At 70.1% G+C, this 17,044-nt stretch carries 10 protein-coding genes; 5 read left to right on the top strand and 5 right to left on the bottom strand.

The features are described from left to right. Nucleotides 1–193 precede the first annotated feature (193 nt). The 3 genes from C6Y14_RS08220 (at nt 194) to galE (ending at nt 4,231) form a co-directional block, all read left to right on the top strand. Entirely contained in the window at nt 194–1,498 is a 1,305-nt protein-coding gene (locus C6Y14_RS08220; RefSeq protein WP_107015884.1) for a glycosyltransferase family 87 protein, read from the top strand. 53 nt (nt 1,499–1,551) lie between these two features. Further along, nucleotides 1,552–3,177: a glycosyltransferase family 2 protein gene (locus tag C6Y14_RS08215; protein WP_107016402.1), complete on the top strand. Its 1,626-nt coding sequence runs from the start codon at nt 1,552–1,554 to the stop codon at nt 3,175–3,177. Between the two features lie 73 nt (nt 3,178–3,250). Continuing rightward, nucleotides 3,251–4,231 (top strand): UDP-glucose 4-epimerase GalE, encoded by a 981-nt coding sequence (galE, locus tag C6Y14_RS08210; protein ID WP_107015883.1) that lies wholly within the window; start codon nt 3,251–3,253, stop codon nt 4,229–4,231. A 111-nt stretch (nt 4,232–4,342) separates the two neighbouring features. On the opposite strand, the gene C6Y14_RS08205 is transcribed toward galE, so the two are convergent. Both C6Y14_RS08205 and C6Y14_RS08200 read right to left on the bottom strand, forming a co-directional pair. Further along, nucleotides 4,343–4,564 (bottom strand): hypothetical protein, encoded by a 222-nt coding sequence (locus C6Y14_RS08205; protein WP_055517933.1) that lies wholly within the window; start codon nt 4,562–4,564, stop codon nt 4,343–4,345. A 152-nt stretch (nt 4,565–4,716) separates the two neighbouring features. Continuing rightward, nucleotides 4,717–5,358: a TetR/AcrR family transcriptional regulator gene (locus tag C6Y14_RS08200; RefSeq protein WP_199854676.1), complete on the bottom strand. Its 642-nt coding sequence runs from the start codon at nt 5,356–5,358 to the stop codon at nt 4,717–4,719. Nucleotides 5,359–5,564: 206 nt separating this feature from the next. On the opposite strand from C6Y14_RS08200, the gene C6Y14_RS08195 reads away from it, so the two are divergent. Together C6Y14_RS08195 and C6Y14_RS08190 are read left to right on the top strand one after the other, a co-directional pair. Continuing rightward, the gene (locus C6Y14_RS08195; protein ID WP_107015882.1) at nt 5,565–6,491 is read left to right on the top strand and encodes an ABC transporter permease; all 927 of its coding nucleotides are present in this window, start codon (nt 5,565–5,567) and stop codon (nt 6,489–6,491) included. Next, a complete protein-coding gene (locus tag C6Y14_RS08190) occupies nt 6,484–7,296 on the top strand; it encodes an ABC transporter ATP-binding protein (protein ID WP_107015881.1) in 813 nt (270 codons plus the stop codon). The genes C6Y14_RS08195 and C6Y14_RS08190 overlap by 8 nt, the downstream gene beginning before the upstream one ends. Before the next feature lie 146 nt (nt 7,297–7,442). Here the strand turns inward: C6Y14_RS08190 and C6Y14_RS08185 are convergent, their stop codons facing one another. The 3 genes from C6Y14_RS08185 to C6Y14_RS08175 all read right to left on the bottom strand — a co-directional run bounded on the left by C6Y14_RS08185 (nt 7,443) and on the right by C6Y14_RS08175 (nt 16,536). Further along, a complete protein-coding gene (locus C6Y14_RS08185; protein WP_107016400.1) occupies nt 7,443–8,582 on the bottom strand; it encodes a glycosyltransferase in 1,140 nt (379 codons plus the stop codon). After that, nucleotides 8,579–11,467, bottom strand: coding sequence for a bifunctional glycosyltransferase/CDP-glycerol:glycerophosphate glycerophosphotransferase (locus C6Y14_RS08180; RefSeq protein WP_107015880.1), 2,889 nt, complete (start codon nt 11,465–11,467; stop codon nt 8,579–8,581). The genes C6Y14_RS08185 and C6Y14_RS08180 overlap by 4 nt, the downstream gene beginning before the upstream one ends. Nucleotides 11,468–11,598: 131 nt before the next feature. Next, nucleotides 11,599–16,536 (bottom strand): NAD-glutamate dehydrogenase, encoded by a 4,938-nt coding sequence (locus C6Y14_RS08175; protein WP_107015879.1) that lies wholly within the window; start codon nt 16,534–16,536, stop codon nt 11,599–11,601. Nucleotides 16,537–17,044 lie beyond the last annotated feature (508 nt).

The raw sequence follows: 17,044 nt of genomic DNA, 5'->3' as shown, positions 1-17,044 counted from the left end.
CGGAGCCTGACCCGGACTCGGACCCGGACTCGGACCCGGACTCGGACCCGGACCCTGACCCGGACTCGGACCGGACAACACCCCTCGAACGCTTGACGATCATGCGGCAGATCTTGTGCTACTAGCTGACCTTTGCCGCTGATTGACTCGTCATCAGCCGATATCAGCCACCTTGCGGCTTACGATCCCCCGGATGACCTCTCGGAAGAAGTCCCGGCAGAAGTCCTGGCAGAAGTCCTGCAAGAACCTCCTGATCCTCGCCGCGGCCTGGTCGGCCACCCGCACCCTGATGCTCTGGCTGCTGGCCCAGGACGGCCGCACCCCCCTCGGCGTCGGCGGCGTCGCACGCGAGGTGCACGAGCTGTACGCCCGCTGGTACGGCGTCCTCGCCACCGGCACGTTCCCGACCGGCGACCGCCTGTGGCAGTACCCGCCGGGCGCGGGCCCCGTCCTGCTCTCCCCAGGACTGCTGCCGGGGCTGACGTTTTTCCAGGCGTTCGTGACCCTCACCCTGGCCACCGACCTCCTGGTCACCGTCGTCCTCACGCGCGCGGGCACCCGCCCCGGCCGCAGCCTGCGCGGCGCGGCCCTGTGGACGGCGGCCCTGCCCCTCCTCCTGCACATCCCCCTCGCGCGCTACGACGTGCAGGTCACGGCCTTCGCCGTCATCTCGCTGCTGACGTTGTCGCGCTCCACGCGTGCGTGCGGCGCGTTCGCCGCCCTGGGCGCCCTGGTGAAGGTGTGGCCCGCGCTGACGCTGATCGGCACGCCCCGGGGCCGTACGACGAAGGAGGCGTGGACCTCGGCGGCCGTCACGGGAGGCGTGCTGCTGCTGACGCTCGCCGCCCTCTTCCGCGACCCGTTCGACTTCCTGCACCAGCAGAGCGGCCGGGGTGTGCAGATCGAGTCGCTCGGCGGCACGGCCCTGTCCTTCGCCCACCACGCGGGCTGGCCGGGCGATGTGGGCTACCGGTACGGCGCGATGGAGTTCACCGGCCCGTACGTCTCCTCGGTCGCCGCGCTGTCGCTCGCGCTCACCGTCGCGGCCTTCGGCGCCCTGCTGCTGTGGCGGCTGCGCGCACGGCACTGGACGCCGGCGACCCCGTACGACGCCGCGTTCGGTGCCGTGCTCCTGTTCACGGTGACGAGCCGGGTCATCAGCCCGCAGTACCTGGTGTGGCTGATCGGCCTGGCCGCCGTGTGCCTGACCTCCCGGCACACCACGCAGCGCCCGGTCGCGCTGCTGGTCGCCGGGGCCGCCGCGGTCAGCGCCCTCGCGTACCCCGTGCTGTACGACGACGTCGTGGCCTGCACCTGGACGGGCACCCTGCTGATGCTCGTCCGCAACGGCCTGCTGGTGACGGCCGCCGGGCTCTCCTTCCACCGCCTGTGGACGGCTTCGACCCGGCCCACCGCGTCGCGGCCCGAGGGGACGGAACCCCCGTACCACGTACACCATCTCCCCCATGAGAGGGTAAGTGCCGTAAATACCTCTTAACGGAAAATACTCAGCACTCTCCACCATTCCGCCCCTTGGAGGCCGTGCACGTCATGCGAGCCAGAACTCCCCGCCCGTCGCAGGTGAGCGTCGTCGTCATCGGGTACGACGACGCCGCCCATGTGGGGGACGCGGTGCGCTCGGCGCTGGCGCAGGGGCCCGCGGTCCGCGAGGTGATCGCCGTGGACGACTGCTCGACCGACGGCAGCGCACACCTCCTGGACCGCCTCGCGCTGGACGAGCCGCGCCTGAGGGTGGTGCGCCGCGAGGTCAACAGCGGCGGCTGCGGCAGTCCCCGCAACGACGGCATCGACGCCGCCACCGCCCCGTACGTGATGTTCCTCGACAGCGACGACGTCCTGCCGCCCGGCGCGGTGGACGCCCTGCTGACGGCCGCCACCGAGCGCGGCACCGAGGTCGCCGCGGGCCTGTGCGTGCGCCGCGAACTCCCCTCGGGCCGCGAGGTCCGCTGGCAGCCCGAGCTGTACGCGCGGGCCGCCCTGGTGACCCGCCCGTCGCGGCGCGTCCGCCTGGTCCACGACACGCTGTGCGTCAACAAGCTGTACCGCACCGACTTCCTGCGCGAGCACGGCATCCGCTTCCCCGAAGGGCACTTCCCCTACGAGGACTTCGTCTTCACCGCGCGCGTGCTCGCCGCCCGGCCGCGCTTCGCGCTGATCCCGGACACGGTCTACGTCTGGCACGTGCGCCGCACCGCCGCACGCCTGTCGATCTCGCTGGACAGGTCGGGCGTCGACAACTGGCGGGCCAGGATCACCTCCCACGCGTCGGCGTACGACATCCTCCTCGCCGCCGGTGAGAAACGGCTGGCCAGAGCGTCCCGTGCCCGGTTCCTCGACCACGCGCTGCGGATGTACGTGCGTGAGCTGGATCTGCGCGGAGCCGTGTACCGGCGTGAGTGGTGGACCCTCACGCGCGCGTACCTCGCGACGTTCGACGCGGCCGACTTCGCGCTGGCCCCGGCGCCGGGCAGGGTGATCGCCCAGGTGGTGCTGGCCTCGGAGAAGCCGCGTGACCTGACCCGTGTCAGGGAGGTCGCGGCGCGCCCGGCCCGGCTGCGGCCCCCGTACGCGCGGGCGAAGGACGGCACGCCGGTCTGGTCGGCCGACCTGCCCCACGTCACCCTGGAACACCTCCTGCACCGGCCCGTACGCGTCCTGCCGGTGGCCGTCGACGCGGAACTGCGGCCACGCGCGCGTGGCACCCGCCTGCGGCTGCGCCTGCACGAGCTGTACGGGCGGATGGCGGACGCGGCACCGGCGACCGTGGACGCCGAGTTCGTGCACCGAGGGGACGGGCGGACGGGCCTCACGCTCACCGCGCGCTTCCACCCGGACGACGTCGATCCCGGCACCATCGGCTCCGCCGTCGACTCCTGGACGGCTGAGGCGCCTGCCGACCTGGCGGCGCTCGGCTCCGGCACCTGGGACCTGCGGCTGTGCCTGCGCTTCCACGACGGCACGACCCGCGAGACCACCGCGCACGCGAGCACGGAACCCGGCCTGCTCCGCCGGACGGTGCTGCCGAGCGCCCGGCACGGGGTCCTGCTCGTCCAGCCGTACGCGACCCACGCGGGCTCGCTCGCCCTGCGGGTCGCGCCGGGCCTGCGGGGGACGGCGGCCGTGCTGGGCCACAGGCTGAAGCGTTTGCTTCACTGATCCGTATCCGCACCATGAGGGACACACGAGTACACGCGAGTACCCACGAGGACACACGAGGGGACGGCCGTAGATGACCTGGCTGATCACCGGCGGCGCCGGCTACATCGGGGCGCACGTCGTCCGCGCGATGACCGAGGCGGACGAACGGACCGTGGTGTACGACGACCTGTCCACCGGGATCTCCGAGCGCGTCCCGGACGGGGTCCCGCTCGTCGTCGGCTCGACCCTGGACGGGGAGCGGGTCGCGCGGGCGCTGAAGGACCACGCGATCACCGGTGTGGTGCACCTGGCGGCGAAGAAGCAGGTGGGCGAGTCGGTGGAGCTGCCCCTGCACTACTACCGCGAGAACGTCGAGGGGCTGCGCGTGCTGCTGCAGGCGGTCACGGCCGCCGCGGTGCCGTCCTTCGTGTTCTCGTCCTCGGCGGCGGTGTACGGCATGCCCGACGTCGACCTCGTGACCGAGGAGACGCCCTGCGTGCCCATCAACCCGTACGGGGAGACCAAGCTCGCCGGGGAGTGGCTGGTGCGGGCCACGGGCCGCGCGCACGGTCTGTCGACGGCCAGTCTGCGCTACTTCAACGTGGCGGGCGCGGCGGCGCCGGAACTGGCCGACGTGGGTGTCTTCAACATCGTGCCGATGGTCTTCGAGAAGCTCACGGCGGGCGAGCCGCCGCGGATCTTCGGCGACGACTACGCGACCCCGGACGGCACCTGCGTGCGCGACTACATCCACGTCGTCGACCTGGCGGAGGCCCATGTGGCGGCGGCCAGGCGCCTGACGGCGACGCCCGGCACCGATCTGACCCTCGACATCGGCCGCGGCGAGGGGGTCTCGGTCCGGCGCATGATCGACCGCATCAACGAGATCACCGGCCACACGCTCGCGCCCACGGTGACCCCGCGCCGGCCCGGCGACCCGGCACGGGTCGTCGCCTCCGCCCAGCGCGTCGCCGCGGAACTCGCCTGGAAGGCCAAGTACGGCCTCGACGACATGATCACGTCGGCCTGGGAGGGCTGGCTACGGCTCCACCCGCAGGCACGCCGGAACTAGGAACCGCCGCACCGCTCCACGGCGACCGAGAGCATGAAAAGGCTCAGAAACGCACTCGCCGCGGGCCGGAGGTGGTCCTGGGCCGCGGCGAGGGTGCTGTGACGGAACCCGTCAGAGCTTGTCCATACGGGTGTAGGGGCTGACGATACGGGCCTGGCGGGAGCCGAAGTCGACGAGCATCGCGATGCCCTCCTCGACGCCGACAATCCTGCCCAGGCCGAACTGGTCGTGCGTCACACGGTCACCGAGGGCGAAGTGCTTGGCGACCGGGACAACCGGAGCTTTGAAGGGACTGGTGGACAGGTGGCGCCGGGGCGCGGATGGCTTCGTCATCGTGTTTCCAGTATGCGCCCCCGGAGGGCCTGAGAGTGAGGCGTGGATGACAACGATCCGGCCGCTACGGGGGTCGGGCGCCCCCTGAGAGGTGCCCGGAGCAGGGCGGCAGTCCCTGCCGAACCGCAGGTGGAACGGCCGTCTCCGGTCCTCTACAGCGCCCTGAGGGCCGCCGCCGTGGCCCGGGTCAAGCTCTCCAGATATCCCTTCGGCGGCTTTGGGCCACGGATCACCACCGCGCGCCAGTACAGCGGTCCGGACATCAGGTCGAGGGCCAGTTCGCCGTCGGCGTCCGCACGGATCTCACCACGCGCGCGGGCCGCCTCGACGATGCCGTTCGCGACGCCCGCCTGCCCCTCGCGCAGCGCTTTCTGCAGGGCTTCGGCGATCTCCGGATTGCGGGCCGCCTCGGCCTGCAGGTCCGGGACGACCTGCGAGGCCACGGGGTGACGCAGGGCGCGTGAGGTGACCTCGTACAGCAGACGCAGGTCGCCCTCCAGGGTGCCCGTGTCGGGCGCGGGCAGCCCCTGTACGGCGATCGCGGAGACCAGGTCGAGCACCAGGTGCAGCTTGGAGCGCCAACGGCGGTAGACGGCGGTCTTGCCGACGCCCGCGCGGCGCGCGATCCCCTCGATGGACATGCGCGCGTATCCGACGGCCGCGAGTTCCCCGAAGACGGCGGCCCTGATCGCCTCGGTGACGTCCTCCCGGAGCACGGCGGCTCCGGCGGGAGGCCGGCGGCGCGGCTGCGGCGGTGGCGTCGGTGTCTCCGGCTGTGACATGCGGACCAGCATAGTGGCGTGACGACGAAACGGTTGCGTTCCGACGTCGGATCGGCCTACGCTCACGTGACGACGATACGGTCCCGTCCCGACGTAAAGTCGTCTCCAAACGCAGCTCAACCGCAGGTAAAGGCCCCAGAGCGGTCCCAGAGCCCGCTTCGGCTCCCCGTACGTCCCTTCCTCCCTCTCCGCCCCTCCCCCGAGTGAAAGCAGCGGATGTGAGTCAGGTCCTCGACACACCGTCCCCGGCGCCGGCCGTCCCCTACGACGATCACGCCGACCCCGCGGAACTCGCCGCCCGCCACGGCCTCACCGTCAGCGGCGCACGGCCCACCCTGTCCGCGTACGTCCGCCAGCTGTGGGCGCGCCGGCACTTCATCACCGCGTTCGCCACGGCCAAACTCACCGCCCAGTACAGCCAGGCGAAGCTCGGCCAGGTCTGGCAGGTGGCCACACCCCTGCTGAACGCGGCGGTCTACTACTTCATCTTCGGCGTCCTGATGGGCACGAGCCGGGGCGTGCCGGACTACGTTCCGTTCCTGGTCACGGGCGTGTTCGTGTGGACGTTCACGCAGAGCTCGATCATGGCGGGCACCCGGGCGATCTCCGGCAGCCTCGGTCTCGTCCGCGCCCTGCACTTCCCGCGGGCGGCACTCCCGGTGTCGTACGCGCTGCAGCAGCTTCAGCAACTGCTGTTCTCGATGGCCGCGCTGGTCGTGATCCTGCTCTGCTTCGGGGTGCCCGTCGGCGTGTCCTGGCTGCTGGCCGTGCCCACGCTGGCACTTCAGTTCGTGTTCAACGCGGGCGTGGCGATGATCGTGGCCCGGCTGGGCGCCCGGACACCGGACATCGCCCAGCTGATGCCGTTCCTGCTGCGGACCTGGATGTACGTCTCCGGTGTCATGTGGAGCATCGACCGGGTGCTCAGCGGCCACCCGGACATGCCGCGTGTCGTGCTGCTCGCCCTGCAGTGCAACCCCGCCGCCGTCTACATCGACCTCATGCGGTTCGCGCTGATCGACTCGTTCCACGCGAGCCAGCTGCCCCACCACGTATGGGCACTCGCGGTCGGCTGGGCCCTGCTCGCCGGCGTCGGTGGGTTCATCTACTTCTGGAAGGCTGAGGAGACGTACGGCCGTGGCTGAACAGAGCGCAGTGACCGGCGGAGCCGGCCGGATCCCCACCGTCGTCGCCGACCGCGTCGACATCGTCTACCGCGTCAACGGCACGGGGGTGGGGCGGGGCAGCGCAACCGCCGCGCTCAACCGCATCCTGCGCGGGAAGAAGGCCGAGCAGGCGTCGGGCGTACGCAAGGTGCACGCCGTGCGGTCCGTGTCCTTCACCGCGTACCGGGGGGAGGCGATCGGCCTGATCGGCACGAACGGTTCGGGCAAGTCCACCCTGCTCAAGGCCGTCGCCGGCCTGCTGCCCGTCGAACACGGCCGCATCTACACGGACGGCCAGCCCTCCCTGCTCGGCGTCAACGCCGCGCTGATGAACGACCTCACCGGCGAACGCAACGTCTACCTCGGCGGGCTCGCGATGGGCATGTCCCGGGAGCAGGTGCGCGAGCGGTACCAGGAGATCGTCGACTTCTCCGGGATCAACGAGAAGGGCGACTTCATCACGCTGCCCATGCGCACGTACTCCTCCGGGATGGCGGCGCGGCTGCGGTTCTCCATCGCCGCGGCCAAGGACCACGACGTGCTGATGATCGACGAGGCCCTCGCGACGGGGGATCGCTCCTTCCAGAAGCGCTCCGAATCCCGGATCCGCGAACTGCGGAAGAGTGCGGGCACGGTTTTTCTTGTGAGCCACAACAACAAGTCGATCCGGGACACGTGTGATCGGGTGCTGTGGCTTGAACGGGGGGAGTTGCGGATGGACGGCCCCACGGAGGAAGTACTGAGGGAGTACGAGAAGTTCACCGGGGGTGGGGGGAAGGGGTAGTTCGGTTGTTCGTCGACTGCGAGCGAGTGGGGGTCACCCGCGCAGTTCCCCGCGCCCCTAGGCAGTAGGGGCGCGGGGAACTGCGCGACAAGCCCCCACCGGCCCGCACCCGACGCACAACCGGAATCAACCGGAATCAACCGGCTTCACCGTTCAAGAAACGCGAACAACTCCTCCCACCTGTGCACGATCTCGGTCGTCGTATAACGCTGAATGCCGGCGCGGGCCCGCTCGCCCATCCCGTCCCGCAGCCCCTGATCGGACATCAGGGTGTCAAGCCGCCGGGCCAGCTCACCCGTGTTGCCGAGGCCGGCAAGCAGCCCGTCCACCCCGTCGTGGACGATCTCCCGCACACCCGGCGCACAGTCGAACGCCGCACACGGCACCCCCATCGCCATCGCCTCCATGAGCGCGAGCGGAAACCCTTCGCCCCGGGAGGACAGCGCGAAAACGGAACCACCCCGCAGCGCCCCCGGCACATCACTCGTACGGCCCATCCACTCCACACAGGCGTCCAGCCCCAGAGCCGTGCACTGCTTCTTCAGGATCTCCTCGTCCTCGCCCGAGCCGTAGATCCGCAGCCGCCAGTCGGGATGGCGCGGCGCGACCTCCGCCCAGGTGTCGAGGAGCATGTCGATGCCCTTCTGGTCGTGCAGCCGTCCGATGCTGACGACCACCTTCTCCGTACGCGCCGACGGCACCTCCGGCATGAACGGCAGCGGATTCGGCATGTACGAGGCGTTGTTCATGCCCTGCCCGATCCACAGGTCGGCGTCCTCACGGGTCAGCGCCAGCATGCGGTCGACGTCCCGGTAGTGCCTGCGCACCCGGTGGAAGCGCGAGGACGCCTTGGAGTACGCGTACGACTCGTGGCTCATCCCGATCACGGTCAGGCCGTACGTGTCGGCCTGGGCCACCCACTCCATGGCCCACACCTGCGTGACGATCACGACCGCGCCGGGCCGCGCCGCCCGGAAGAGGGCGGTGAGTTTCGTGGCCTCCTCGCGCATGCTCGCCTCGCGCGCGCGGCCGGGCCGCGGCGGCTGTCCGGCGTACAGGGTCGTCGTCGGATAGGGGACCTCGCCGAGTTCCTGGGGCACCTCGGAGGGTGTGATGCCGACGACGTGGACGCGATGGCCGCGCCCGGTGAACAGCCGGGCCATCTGGTGCGACCAGCTGGTCACCCCGCCCAGCTCGTCGACGCTGTTGGAGACGAAGAAGACGTCCCGCCGCGGATCCGCGGCCCCGGGGACACGCTCGGCGGCCTCGGTGGTCTCGGCGGTCATGCGCGCCTCCACTGGGAGAAGAACTGGTCGACGATGCTCCGCGCGGCTGTGCCCGTGTCGTACTCGCCGAACTCCGCCACGAAGCCCTCCCGCGCCTCCCGGTACTTGACCACCTGCTCGTCGAGGGAGGCGAGGGCCACGTACAGCTCCTCCTCGGTGCGCACGACGGGGCCCGGCGCCCGTTCGAGGAGGTCGAAGTAGGTGCCGCGGCCCTCGTGCACGTACTCCTCGTAGTCGTAGGCGAAGAAGAACAGCGGGCGGCCGAGGAGCGCGTAGTCGAACATCACGGACGAGTAGTCGGTGATCAGGCCGTCGGCGAGCGCGAGCAGCGGCGTCACGTCGTGATGGGCCGACACGTCGAGGACGCGCCCGCGCACGGACGGCGGGAGCACGACGTGGTTGAGGTAGTGCGAGCGCACCAGCAGGACGTACCGGTCGCCGAACGCGTCGGCGAACCGCTCCACGTCGAAGGGCAGCTCGAACCGCCGCTGCTTGCCGCCCTGCTGCCGGAAGGTGGGCGCGTACAGCAGGACGGCCCTGTCGTCCGGAATCCCCAGCTCGGCGGCGAGCGGCCCGCGCTCCCGCACGCCGGTCGCCTCCTCCCGCCGCCGGGCCGCCACGAGCGCGTCGTTGCGGGGGTAGCCCACGCGCAGCAGCGTGCGCTCCTTCAGGCGGAACGCGCGGGCGAGGGTGCGTACGTCGTGCTCGGAACGGATCAGGAACCGGTCGAAGCGGTCGAGGACGCGCTGCTGCTCCTCCTGCGCGCCCCGGGTCCTGAGCTTCCACTCGGCCTCGTCGAAGCCCATCCGCTTGAGCGCGGACCCGTGCCAGGTCTGGATGTACGTGGTCCCGGGCCGCTTGGTGAGCTTCAGCGGGTAGCTCTGGTTGTCGACCCAGAACTCGGCCCGCGCCAGCGCCTTCAGATAGGGCAGCGACCAGCGGCGTACGAGCGTGGCGTCGGGCGGGAAGCCCTCGGGGCGGCCGGTGTACGACCACACGGCGTCGAAGTCGAGACCCTGGCGCCGCATCTCCTCGTAGAGCGCCTTGGGGCTGTCGCTGTACTGCCGGCCCAGATGGCTCTCGAAGACGACCAGGCCCTTCTTCAGGGGCAGCCGGCTGAACACCTCGTGATAGACGCGGATCTTGGTGGCCCCGGAGGTGAGCTTCCGCCGCACCCCCTTCGCCTTGCGGTACCCGGACTTGGCTAGCCGGCCGGGCGCTCCCCGCACCCCTCGTCCGACGAGCGCGTCGACCTTCTCCCGGGTCGGGACCCGGAAAGCGAGGTGGCCGCGCGCGGAGACCTCGGGCTCGATGTGGTCGGCGACCAGCCGGGTGAGCCGCGGCCGGACAGGCGACCGGCCGACGGCCAGACCGGGCTCGGAGGCGGTGAGGCGGGTGGTGGTGCGCACACCGTCGACACCGAGACGCAGCCGTACGTCCCACACGGCGTCCACGACACCGAGGGGCCGCACCCCGCGCGCGAGGTCGACCGACGCCTCCCAGGCGATGAACTCGCCCTCGTGCCGCAGCGTGCGGACGGGAAAGCGGAAGGTCTGGAAGCGCACCCCCTTGCGGCGGGCGCCGAACTCCAGCTCACCGGTGAGCCGCGCACCGGCCGGGACGACACCGAGGGGATTGGTGATGCGCCCGGCGAGCCGGACGGTACCGGCCCTCTCGTCCTCCTCGTACCCGGTCAGGACATTGCGCAGGAACATCTTCTCGACGGGTTTGGCGTGATGGCCGAGTCCGGTGACATCGAGAACGTGCCGAGCGAAGACTCCTTCGTCACCATCACCGTCGCTGCCGTCGATGTGCTCGGCACACCAGTAGACGCGGCCGTCGCGCTCGACGAGCGGCGAGGAGATCTTGTCGCGGTTGGTGAGGGTGTCCACGGCCGGCAGGAGGTTGTCCCAGTCGCTCTCGCGCAGCAGATAGGCGCAGATGGCGTGGATGGGTTCGACCTCGTCGAAGGCGGCCCGGTCGACGGACTCCAGATAGCCGCGCGCGATGGCGGCGAACTCCTCCCGGTAGGAGGCGTCCCGGAACGGCAGGTCGCGCAGATGCAGCACCAGGTCGTGCTTGAGGAACTTGACGTCCTTGAAGAACTTCAGCTCCGCCAGCCCCCGCTCGGCCAGCAGCCGGTCGACGCGTCGGTGGATCTCCATGCGGTGCGCGAAGTTGGCGATCTCGGCGCGGCGGTTGCTGATGGACTTCGCCGCGGCCTTGTCGACGACCCGCCAGTCGTAGACGCGGTTCGGAATGAGGGTGATCCTGCGGGCCGCCGCGTACGCCTGCGCGGAGAAGAGCAGGTCCTCGTAGTGAATGCCGACGGGGAACTCAAGACCCTCCCTGACCAGGAACTCCCGGCGGTAACACTTGTTGGTGGACAAGGTGTCGAAGACCAGCAGGTCGGGCAGCTCGGAGATCGACTCCAGGGTGCGGGTGCGGGTGTACAGCCAGGGGTACCACTTGACTTCCTTGCCGCCCCGCGAGTCGACGTGGACCCGTACGCACAGCCCGGAGACGAGGTCGGCGCCGGTCGTCTCGGCCGCCTCCAGCATGTTCCGGCAGGCGTTGCGTTCCAGTACGTCGTCGCTGTCGAGGAAGAGGACGTAGGTGCCGCGCGCCTCGGCGATCCCTCGGTTGCGGGGCGCGCCGCAGCCTCCGCTGTTCTCGTCCAGCCGGAAGGCGCGTACGCGTCCGGGGTGCCTGGTGGCCAGCCCGCGTGCGACCTCGTACGAACGGTCCGTGCTCCGGTCGTCGACGATCACGACCTCGACGTTGCGCAGCGTCTGCTCCAGCGCGGAGCGGACGGCTGTGTCCAGCCGGGCCTCGTCGTTGTAGACGATCACAACAACGGAGATGTCAGGTCGATCCTCGTTCATCCTATTTACCCTAAGTGCGCCCCAGGATTCCCGGCATCGGAACTAGGCCGGTAGGGGCGGCGGGGGCGGAAAAAGAAAGAGGCACCCCCAACCCACAGGGGTGCCCTCTTCCCGCGCGGAGGCGGCAACCGCTACGAATGCGTCCGCAACATCGTGCGCATAGTCCTCATCGCCACGGACAGATTCGCGAGGTCGAACGACTCAGACCCCTGAATCTCCTCAAGCGTCGTCCGCGCCCGAGCAAGAATCGCCGCGTTCTTCTCCTCCCACGCCTTGAACCGCTGCTCAGGCGTGGCAGCCCCGTTCCCCACGGCCAGCACATCGGCAGTCAGTGCCGCGTGCGCCGCGTACAGGTCCTCACGGATGGACGCACGGGCCATCGACTGCCACCGGTCGGCCCGCGGCAGCTCGATGATCCGGTCCATGAGCTGAGTGACCCGCAGCCGGTCACCGAGGTCGTAGTAGACCTCCGCGACGGCCATCGGATCCTTGCCCATACGGTCACCGACCGCGACGATGTCGAGCGTCGGGAAGGCGGACGAGAACCCGGCCACCCGCTGCGCCAGCTCGTCGGTCACCCCGGCCCCGGACAGCTCGTCGTAGATCTGCTGGTACCACTCCAGATCCGCGCCCCGCAGCAGGTTGGGCAGCTCGCCCCAGACCTGCGTGACCCGCTCCTGGAAGAAGCCGATCGTTTCGGCGAGCTGGATCGGCTGCGGCCGGTTGTTGAGCAGCCACCGCGTACCGCGCTCGACGAGCCGGCGCGAGTGCAGCCGGATCCGGGTCTGGACCCCGGCGTCGACCGTGTTGTCGAGCGCCTCGACGCCGTCCCACACGGAGCTGGAGTTGAAGATGGCGCGGGCCGCGGTCTGCGCCCTGACGATCTCCTCCAGGGATGCCCCGGTCTCTTCCCGCAGGCGGTGCAGGAAGCTCGTACCACCGGTGTTGACCGTGTCGTTGACCAGCACGGTCGTGACGATCTCGCGCCGCAGCGGGTGGTTGTCGATCTGGTCGGCGAACTGCCGGCCGAGCGCGCTAGGGAAGTACGCGTGCAGCAGGGTGCGCAGGTACTCGTCGTCCGGCAGTGACGTGTGCAGCAGCTCGTCGGACACCGTGATCTTCGTGTACGCGAGGAGGACGGCCGTCTCCGGCTGGGTCAGCCCGTGCCCAGCGTTGAGCCGCTCCTTGATCTGCCGCTCGGTGGGCATGAACTCCAGCGCGCGGTTGAGGTGGCCGGCCCGCACCAGGTGCCGCAGGTAGCGGTGCTGGGCGTGGAGCATGCTCGGCGACTGGGCGAGCGCGTTGGCGAGCGCCGTGTTCTGCGCGTAGTTGTTGCGCAGGACGAGCGTGCCGACCTCGTCGGTCATCTCGGCGAGCAGCTTGTTGCGCTGCTTGACGGTCATGTCGCCGTCCGCGACGACCGCGTTGAGCAGGATCTTGATGTTCACCTCGTGGTCGGAGGTGTCCACGCCCGCGCTGTTGTCGATGGCGTCGGTGTTGACCTTGCCGCCGGCCTGCGCGAACTCGATGCGGCCGAGCTGGGTGAGGCCGAGGTTGCCGCCTTCGCCGACGACCTTGACCCGCAGGTCGGCGCCGTCCACGCGGATGGCGTCGTTGGCCTTGTCGCCGACGTCCGCGTGCGTCTCGGTGGACGCCTTCACGTACGTACCGATGCCGCCGTTCCACAGCAGGTCCACCGGCGCCGCGAGGATGGTCCGCATCAGGTCGGCGGGCGTCATCTTGCCGATGTTGCCCTCGATGCCGAGAGCTTCCCGGATGTGGCTGTTGAGCTGGATGGCCTTGGCCGTACGGGGGAAGATGCCGCCGCCCTGCGACAGCAGTTCCTTGTTGTAGTCGGCCCAGGACGAGCGCGGCAGTTCGAAGAGGCGGCGGCGCTCGGCGTACGAGGTCGCGGCGTCCGGGCGCGGGTCGATGACGATGTGCCGGTGGTCGAAGGCGGCGACCAGGCGGATGTGCTCGGAGAGCAGCATGCCGTTGCCGAAGACGTCACCGCTCATGTCGCCCACGCCGACGACCGTGAAGTCCTCGGTCTGGGTGTTGACGCCCAGCTCCCGGAAGTGCCGCTCCACGGACTCCCAGGCGCCGCGGGCGGTGATGCCCATCTTCTTGTGGTCGTAGCCCGCCGAGCCACCGGAGGCGAAGGCGTCCCCGAGCCAGAAGTTGTACGACTCGGCCACACCGTTGGCGATGTCGGAGAACGTCGCCGTGCCCTTGTCTGCGGCGACCACCAGGTAGGTGTCCTCGCCGTCGTGCCGTACGACGTCCGCGGGCGGTACGACCTCGCCGGCCACCATGTTGTCGGTGATGTCGAGCAGCGCCGAGATGAAGGTCTTGTAGCTGCGGACGCCCTCGGCCATCCAGGCGTCGCGGTCGACGGCCGGGTCGGGCAGCTGCTTGGCGACGAAGCCGCCCTTGGCGCCGACGGGCACGATGACGGTGTTCTTGACCATCTGCGCCTTGACGAGCCCGAGGATCTCGGTGCGGAAGTCCTCACGCCGGTCGGACCAGCGCAGCCCGCCGCGCGCGACCTTGCCGAACCGCAGGTGCACGCCCTCGACCCGCGGCGAGTACACCCAGATCTCGTACGCCGGCCGCGGCGCGGGCAGGTCCGGGATGGCCTGCGGGTCGAACTTCATGGAGACGTAGTCGTGCGGTACGCCGCCGCCCGCCTCCTGGAAGAAGTTCGTGCGCAGGGTCGCCTTGATGACGGTGAGGAAGGACCGGAGGATCCGGTCCTCGTCGAGGCTGGCCACCTGGTCGAGCGCGGCGTCCAGCTCCTCCAGGAGGGCGTCGGTCAGCTCGGTGCCCGCCCGCTGGCGGTCCGGCGACATCCGGGCCTCGAAGAGCGAGACGAGCAGCCGGGTGGTGTGGACGTTGCTGCGGAGGGTGTCCTCCATGTAGTCCTGGCTGAACGTCGAACCGGCCTGGCGCAGGTACTTGGCGTACGCGCGCAGCACCATCGCCTGCCGCCAGTTCAGCCCGGCGCTCAGGACGAGGGAGTTGAAGCCGTCGTTCTCGGCGCGCCCGGTCCAGGTCGCCGCGAAGGCCTCCTGGAACCGCTCGCGGGCGTCGTCGGCGAGGTGCTCGCCGTTGCCGCCGAGCGACTTGGGCAGCCGCAGCCCGAAGTCGTAGATCCACGCGGAGGCGCGGTCCGGGCAGCGCAGTTCGTAGGGCCGCTCGTCGGTGACCTCGACGCCGAGCCGGGTGAGGACCGGCAGGACGGCGGAGAGGGAGACCGACTCGCCGATGCGGTAGATCTTGAAACGGCGCTCTCCGGGGGCGGCGCCGACCGGCTCGTACAGGCTGAGGTCGAAGTCCTTGCCGTCGCCGAGCTGCTCCAGGCGGACCAGGTCGGCGACCGCGGTGCGCGGGTTGTGGTCGGCCTTGTAGCCCTCGGGGATGATGTTGCCGTACCGGCGCAGCAGTTCGGCCGCGCGCTCCTCGCCGCACTCGGCGTTCAGTGCCTCGGCGAAACCGTCGGCCCAGGAGCGGGCCGCCTCGACGAGCCGCGCCTCGATGCGGTCCTTGTCGGCGTCGCTGAGCTGCGGCAGCTCGGTGCCCTGCGGGACCCGGACCACGAAGTGCAGCCGGGAGAGGATCGATTCGGTGTTCCAGGCGGTGAAGTCGACGCTGATGCCGCCGAGCTCCTCCTTGAGGATGTCGATGATCCGCAGGCGCACGCCGGTGGTGTAGCGGTCGCGCGGGAGGTAGACGAGCGCCGAGTAGTAGCGCCCGTACTCGTCCTGGCGCAGGTAGAGGCGCAGCCGGCGCCGCTCCTGGAGGTACAGCACGGACGTGACGATCGCCCGCAGCTCGTCGGGCGGGGTCTGGAAGAGCTCGTCGCGCGGGTACGTCTCCAGGATCTGGAGGAGGTCGCGGCCGTCGTGGCTGTTGGGCGAGAAGCCGGCGCCGCGCAGGACCTCGGCGACCTTGCGGCGGATGACGGGCACCCGGCGCACGGACTCGGTGTAGGCGGCGGAGGAGAACAGCCCCAGGAAGCGCCGCTCCCCGACCACGTTTCCGTCGGCGTCGAACTTCTTCACGCCGACGTAGTCGAGGTAGGACGGCCGGTGCACGGTGGCGCGGCTGTTCGCCTTCGTCAGGACGAGGAGCTTGTGCTCGCGGGCCTTCGCGCGGGCGTCGGCCGGCAGCCGCTCGAAGGACGGGCTGACGGGATGGCTCTCGTCCTCGCCGTGCTGCGGGTCGGAACGCAGGACGCCGAGCCCGGTACCGGGGACGGCGGCCAGCGAGTCGTCGTCGTGCAGCTGGTACTCGCGGTACCCCAGGAAGGTGAAGTGGTCGTCCGCGAGCCAGCGCAGCAGTTCGCGGGCCTCCTCCACCTCCTGGTCGCGCAGGTCGTCGGCCGTGGGCTCCTTGGGCAGTTCCTCGGCGATGCGCAGCGCCGAGTCGCGCATCTTCTCCCAGTCCTCGACGGCCTCACGGGCGTCGGACAGGACCCGCAGCAGATCGGCGGTGATCTGCTTGAGATCGGCGCGGTCGGTCTCGCGGTCGATCTCGACGTGGATCCAGGACTCGATGGAGGCGTCGTGCGGGAGGTCGCCGGTGGGGCGGGTCTTCAGCACCTCGATGAGCTTGCCGGTGAGGTCGCGCCGCACGACGCACTGCGGGTGGATCACGACGTGGATCCCGCGGCCCTGCCGGGACAGCTCGTTGGTCACCGAGTCGACGAGGAAGGGCATGTCGTCGGTGACGACCTCGACGACGGAGTGGCTGCAGGTCCAGCCGTTCTCCTCGACGGTCGGGGTGACGACTCTTACGTTCGCTGTGCCCTGGGGTCGCTTCTCGGCCAGCCGGTAGTGCGAGAAGGCGGCTCCGAAGACATCGACCGGGTCGCGGTCCGCGAGGTCCTCCGGGGCGGTGTGCAGGTAGTAGCGCTGGAGGAACGCGAGCAATGTGTCCTGGTCGGGAGCGCTCGCGCCCGTCTTCCCGGTCGGCAGGTGAAGATTCCCCCCGACCGGGCTGTTCTCAGCAACCCGGGCGGCTCGTTCGAGCAGCTCGGCCTTGGCTTCGTCCAGCTTGGTCTGCATTGTCCTCTGGCTCCTGTCGCGCGCCGTTGCGTGACGTCGTAGAACGTGAAGTGACGTAGCGCCGCGACGCGGGGTGTCCGGTCTGATCCGACGCTATGCCGCGATGAGAGATGAGCGGGGCGTTATCGGCCATATTCGGCGGCACCGGAGGGTGTGACCCTGATCTCGGTACCTGCTGTGCGGCTGCCCGCTCGTGGGGACCAGCGACCGCCCGGTCACGGATGTCGTCCGTGCGGTCCGGGCGCAGGGCAGGGGCAACGATGCCCCCGCGACGTATCGCGCTGATCACGACCCCAGGCTATCGCCCCTGCGGGGGGCCTCGTCATGAGCCGCATGTGTACAAAAGAGGGATCACCTTTTTGACACTTTGCACAGTTCACTCGGCCGCCGACTGTGCACTTGAGCCCCACGGACACAGCGCCCTGAAGGGGCGCGGGGAACTGCGCGACCAGCCACGACGAACCCGCACCCAACACTCAACCTCCGGCCGAAGGCCACAGCCCGAGCC

This window comes from Streptomyces dioscori (genome assembly GCF_003024195.1).
Classification (GTDB): Bacteria; Actinomycetota; Actinomycetes; order Streptomycetales; family Streptomycetaceae; genus Streptomyces; species Streptomyces dioscori.
Note: the sequence above shows the minus strand (reverse complement) of the source record. Positions and strands in the feature narration are given on the sequence as shown.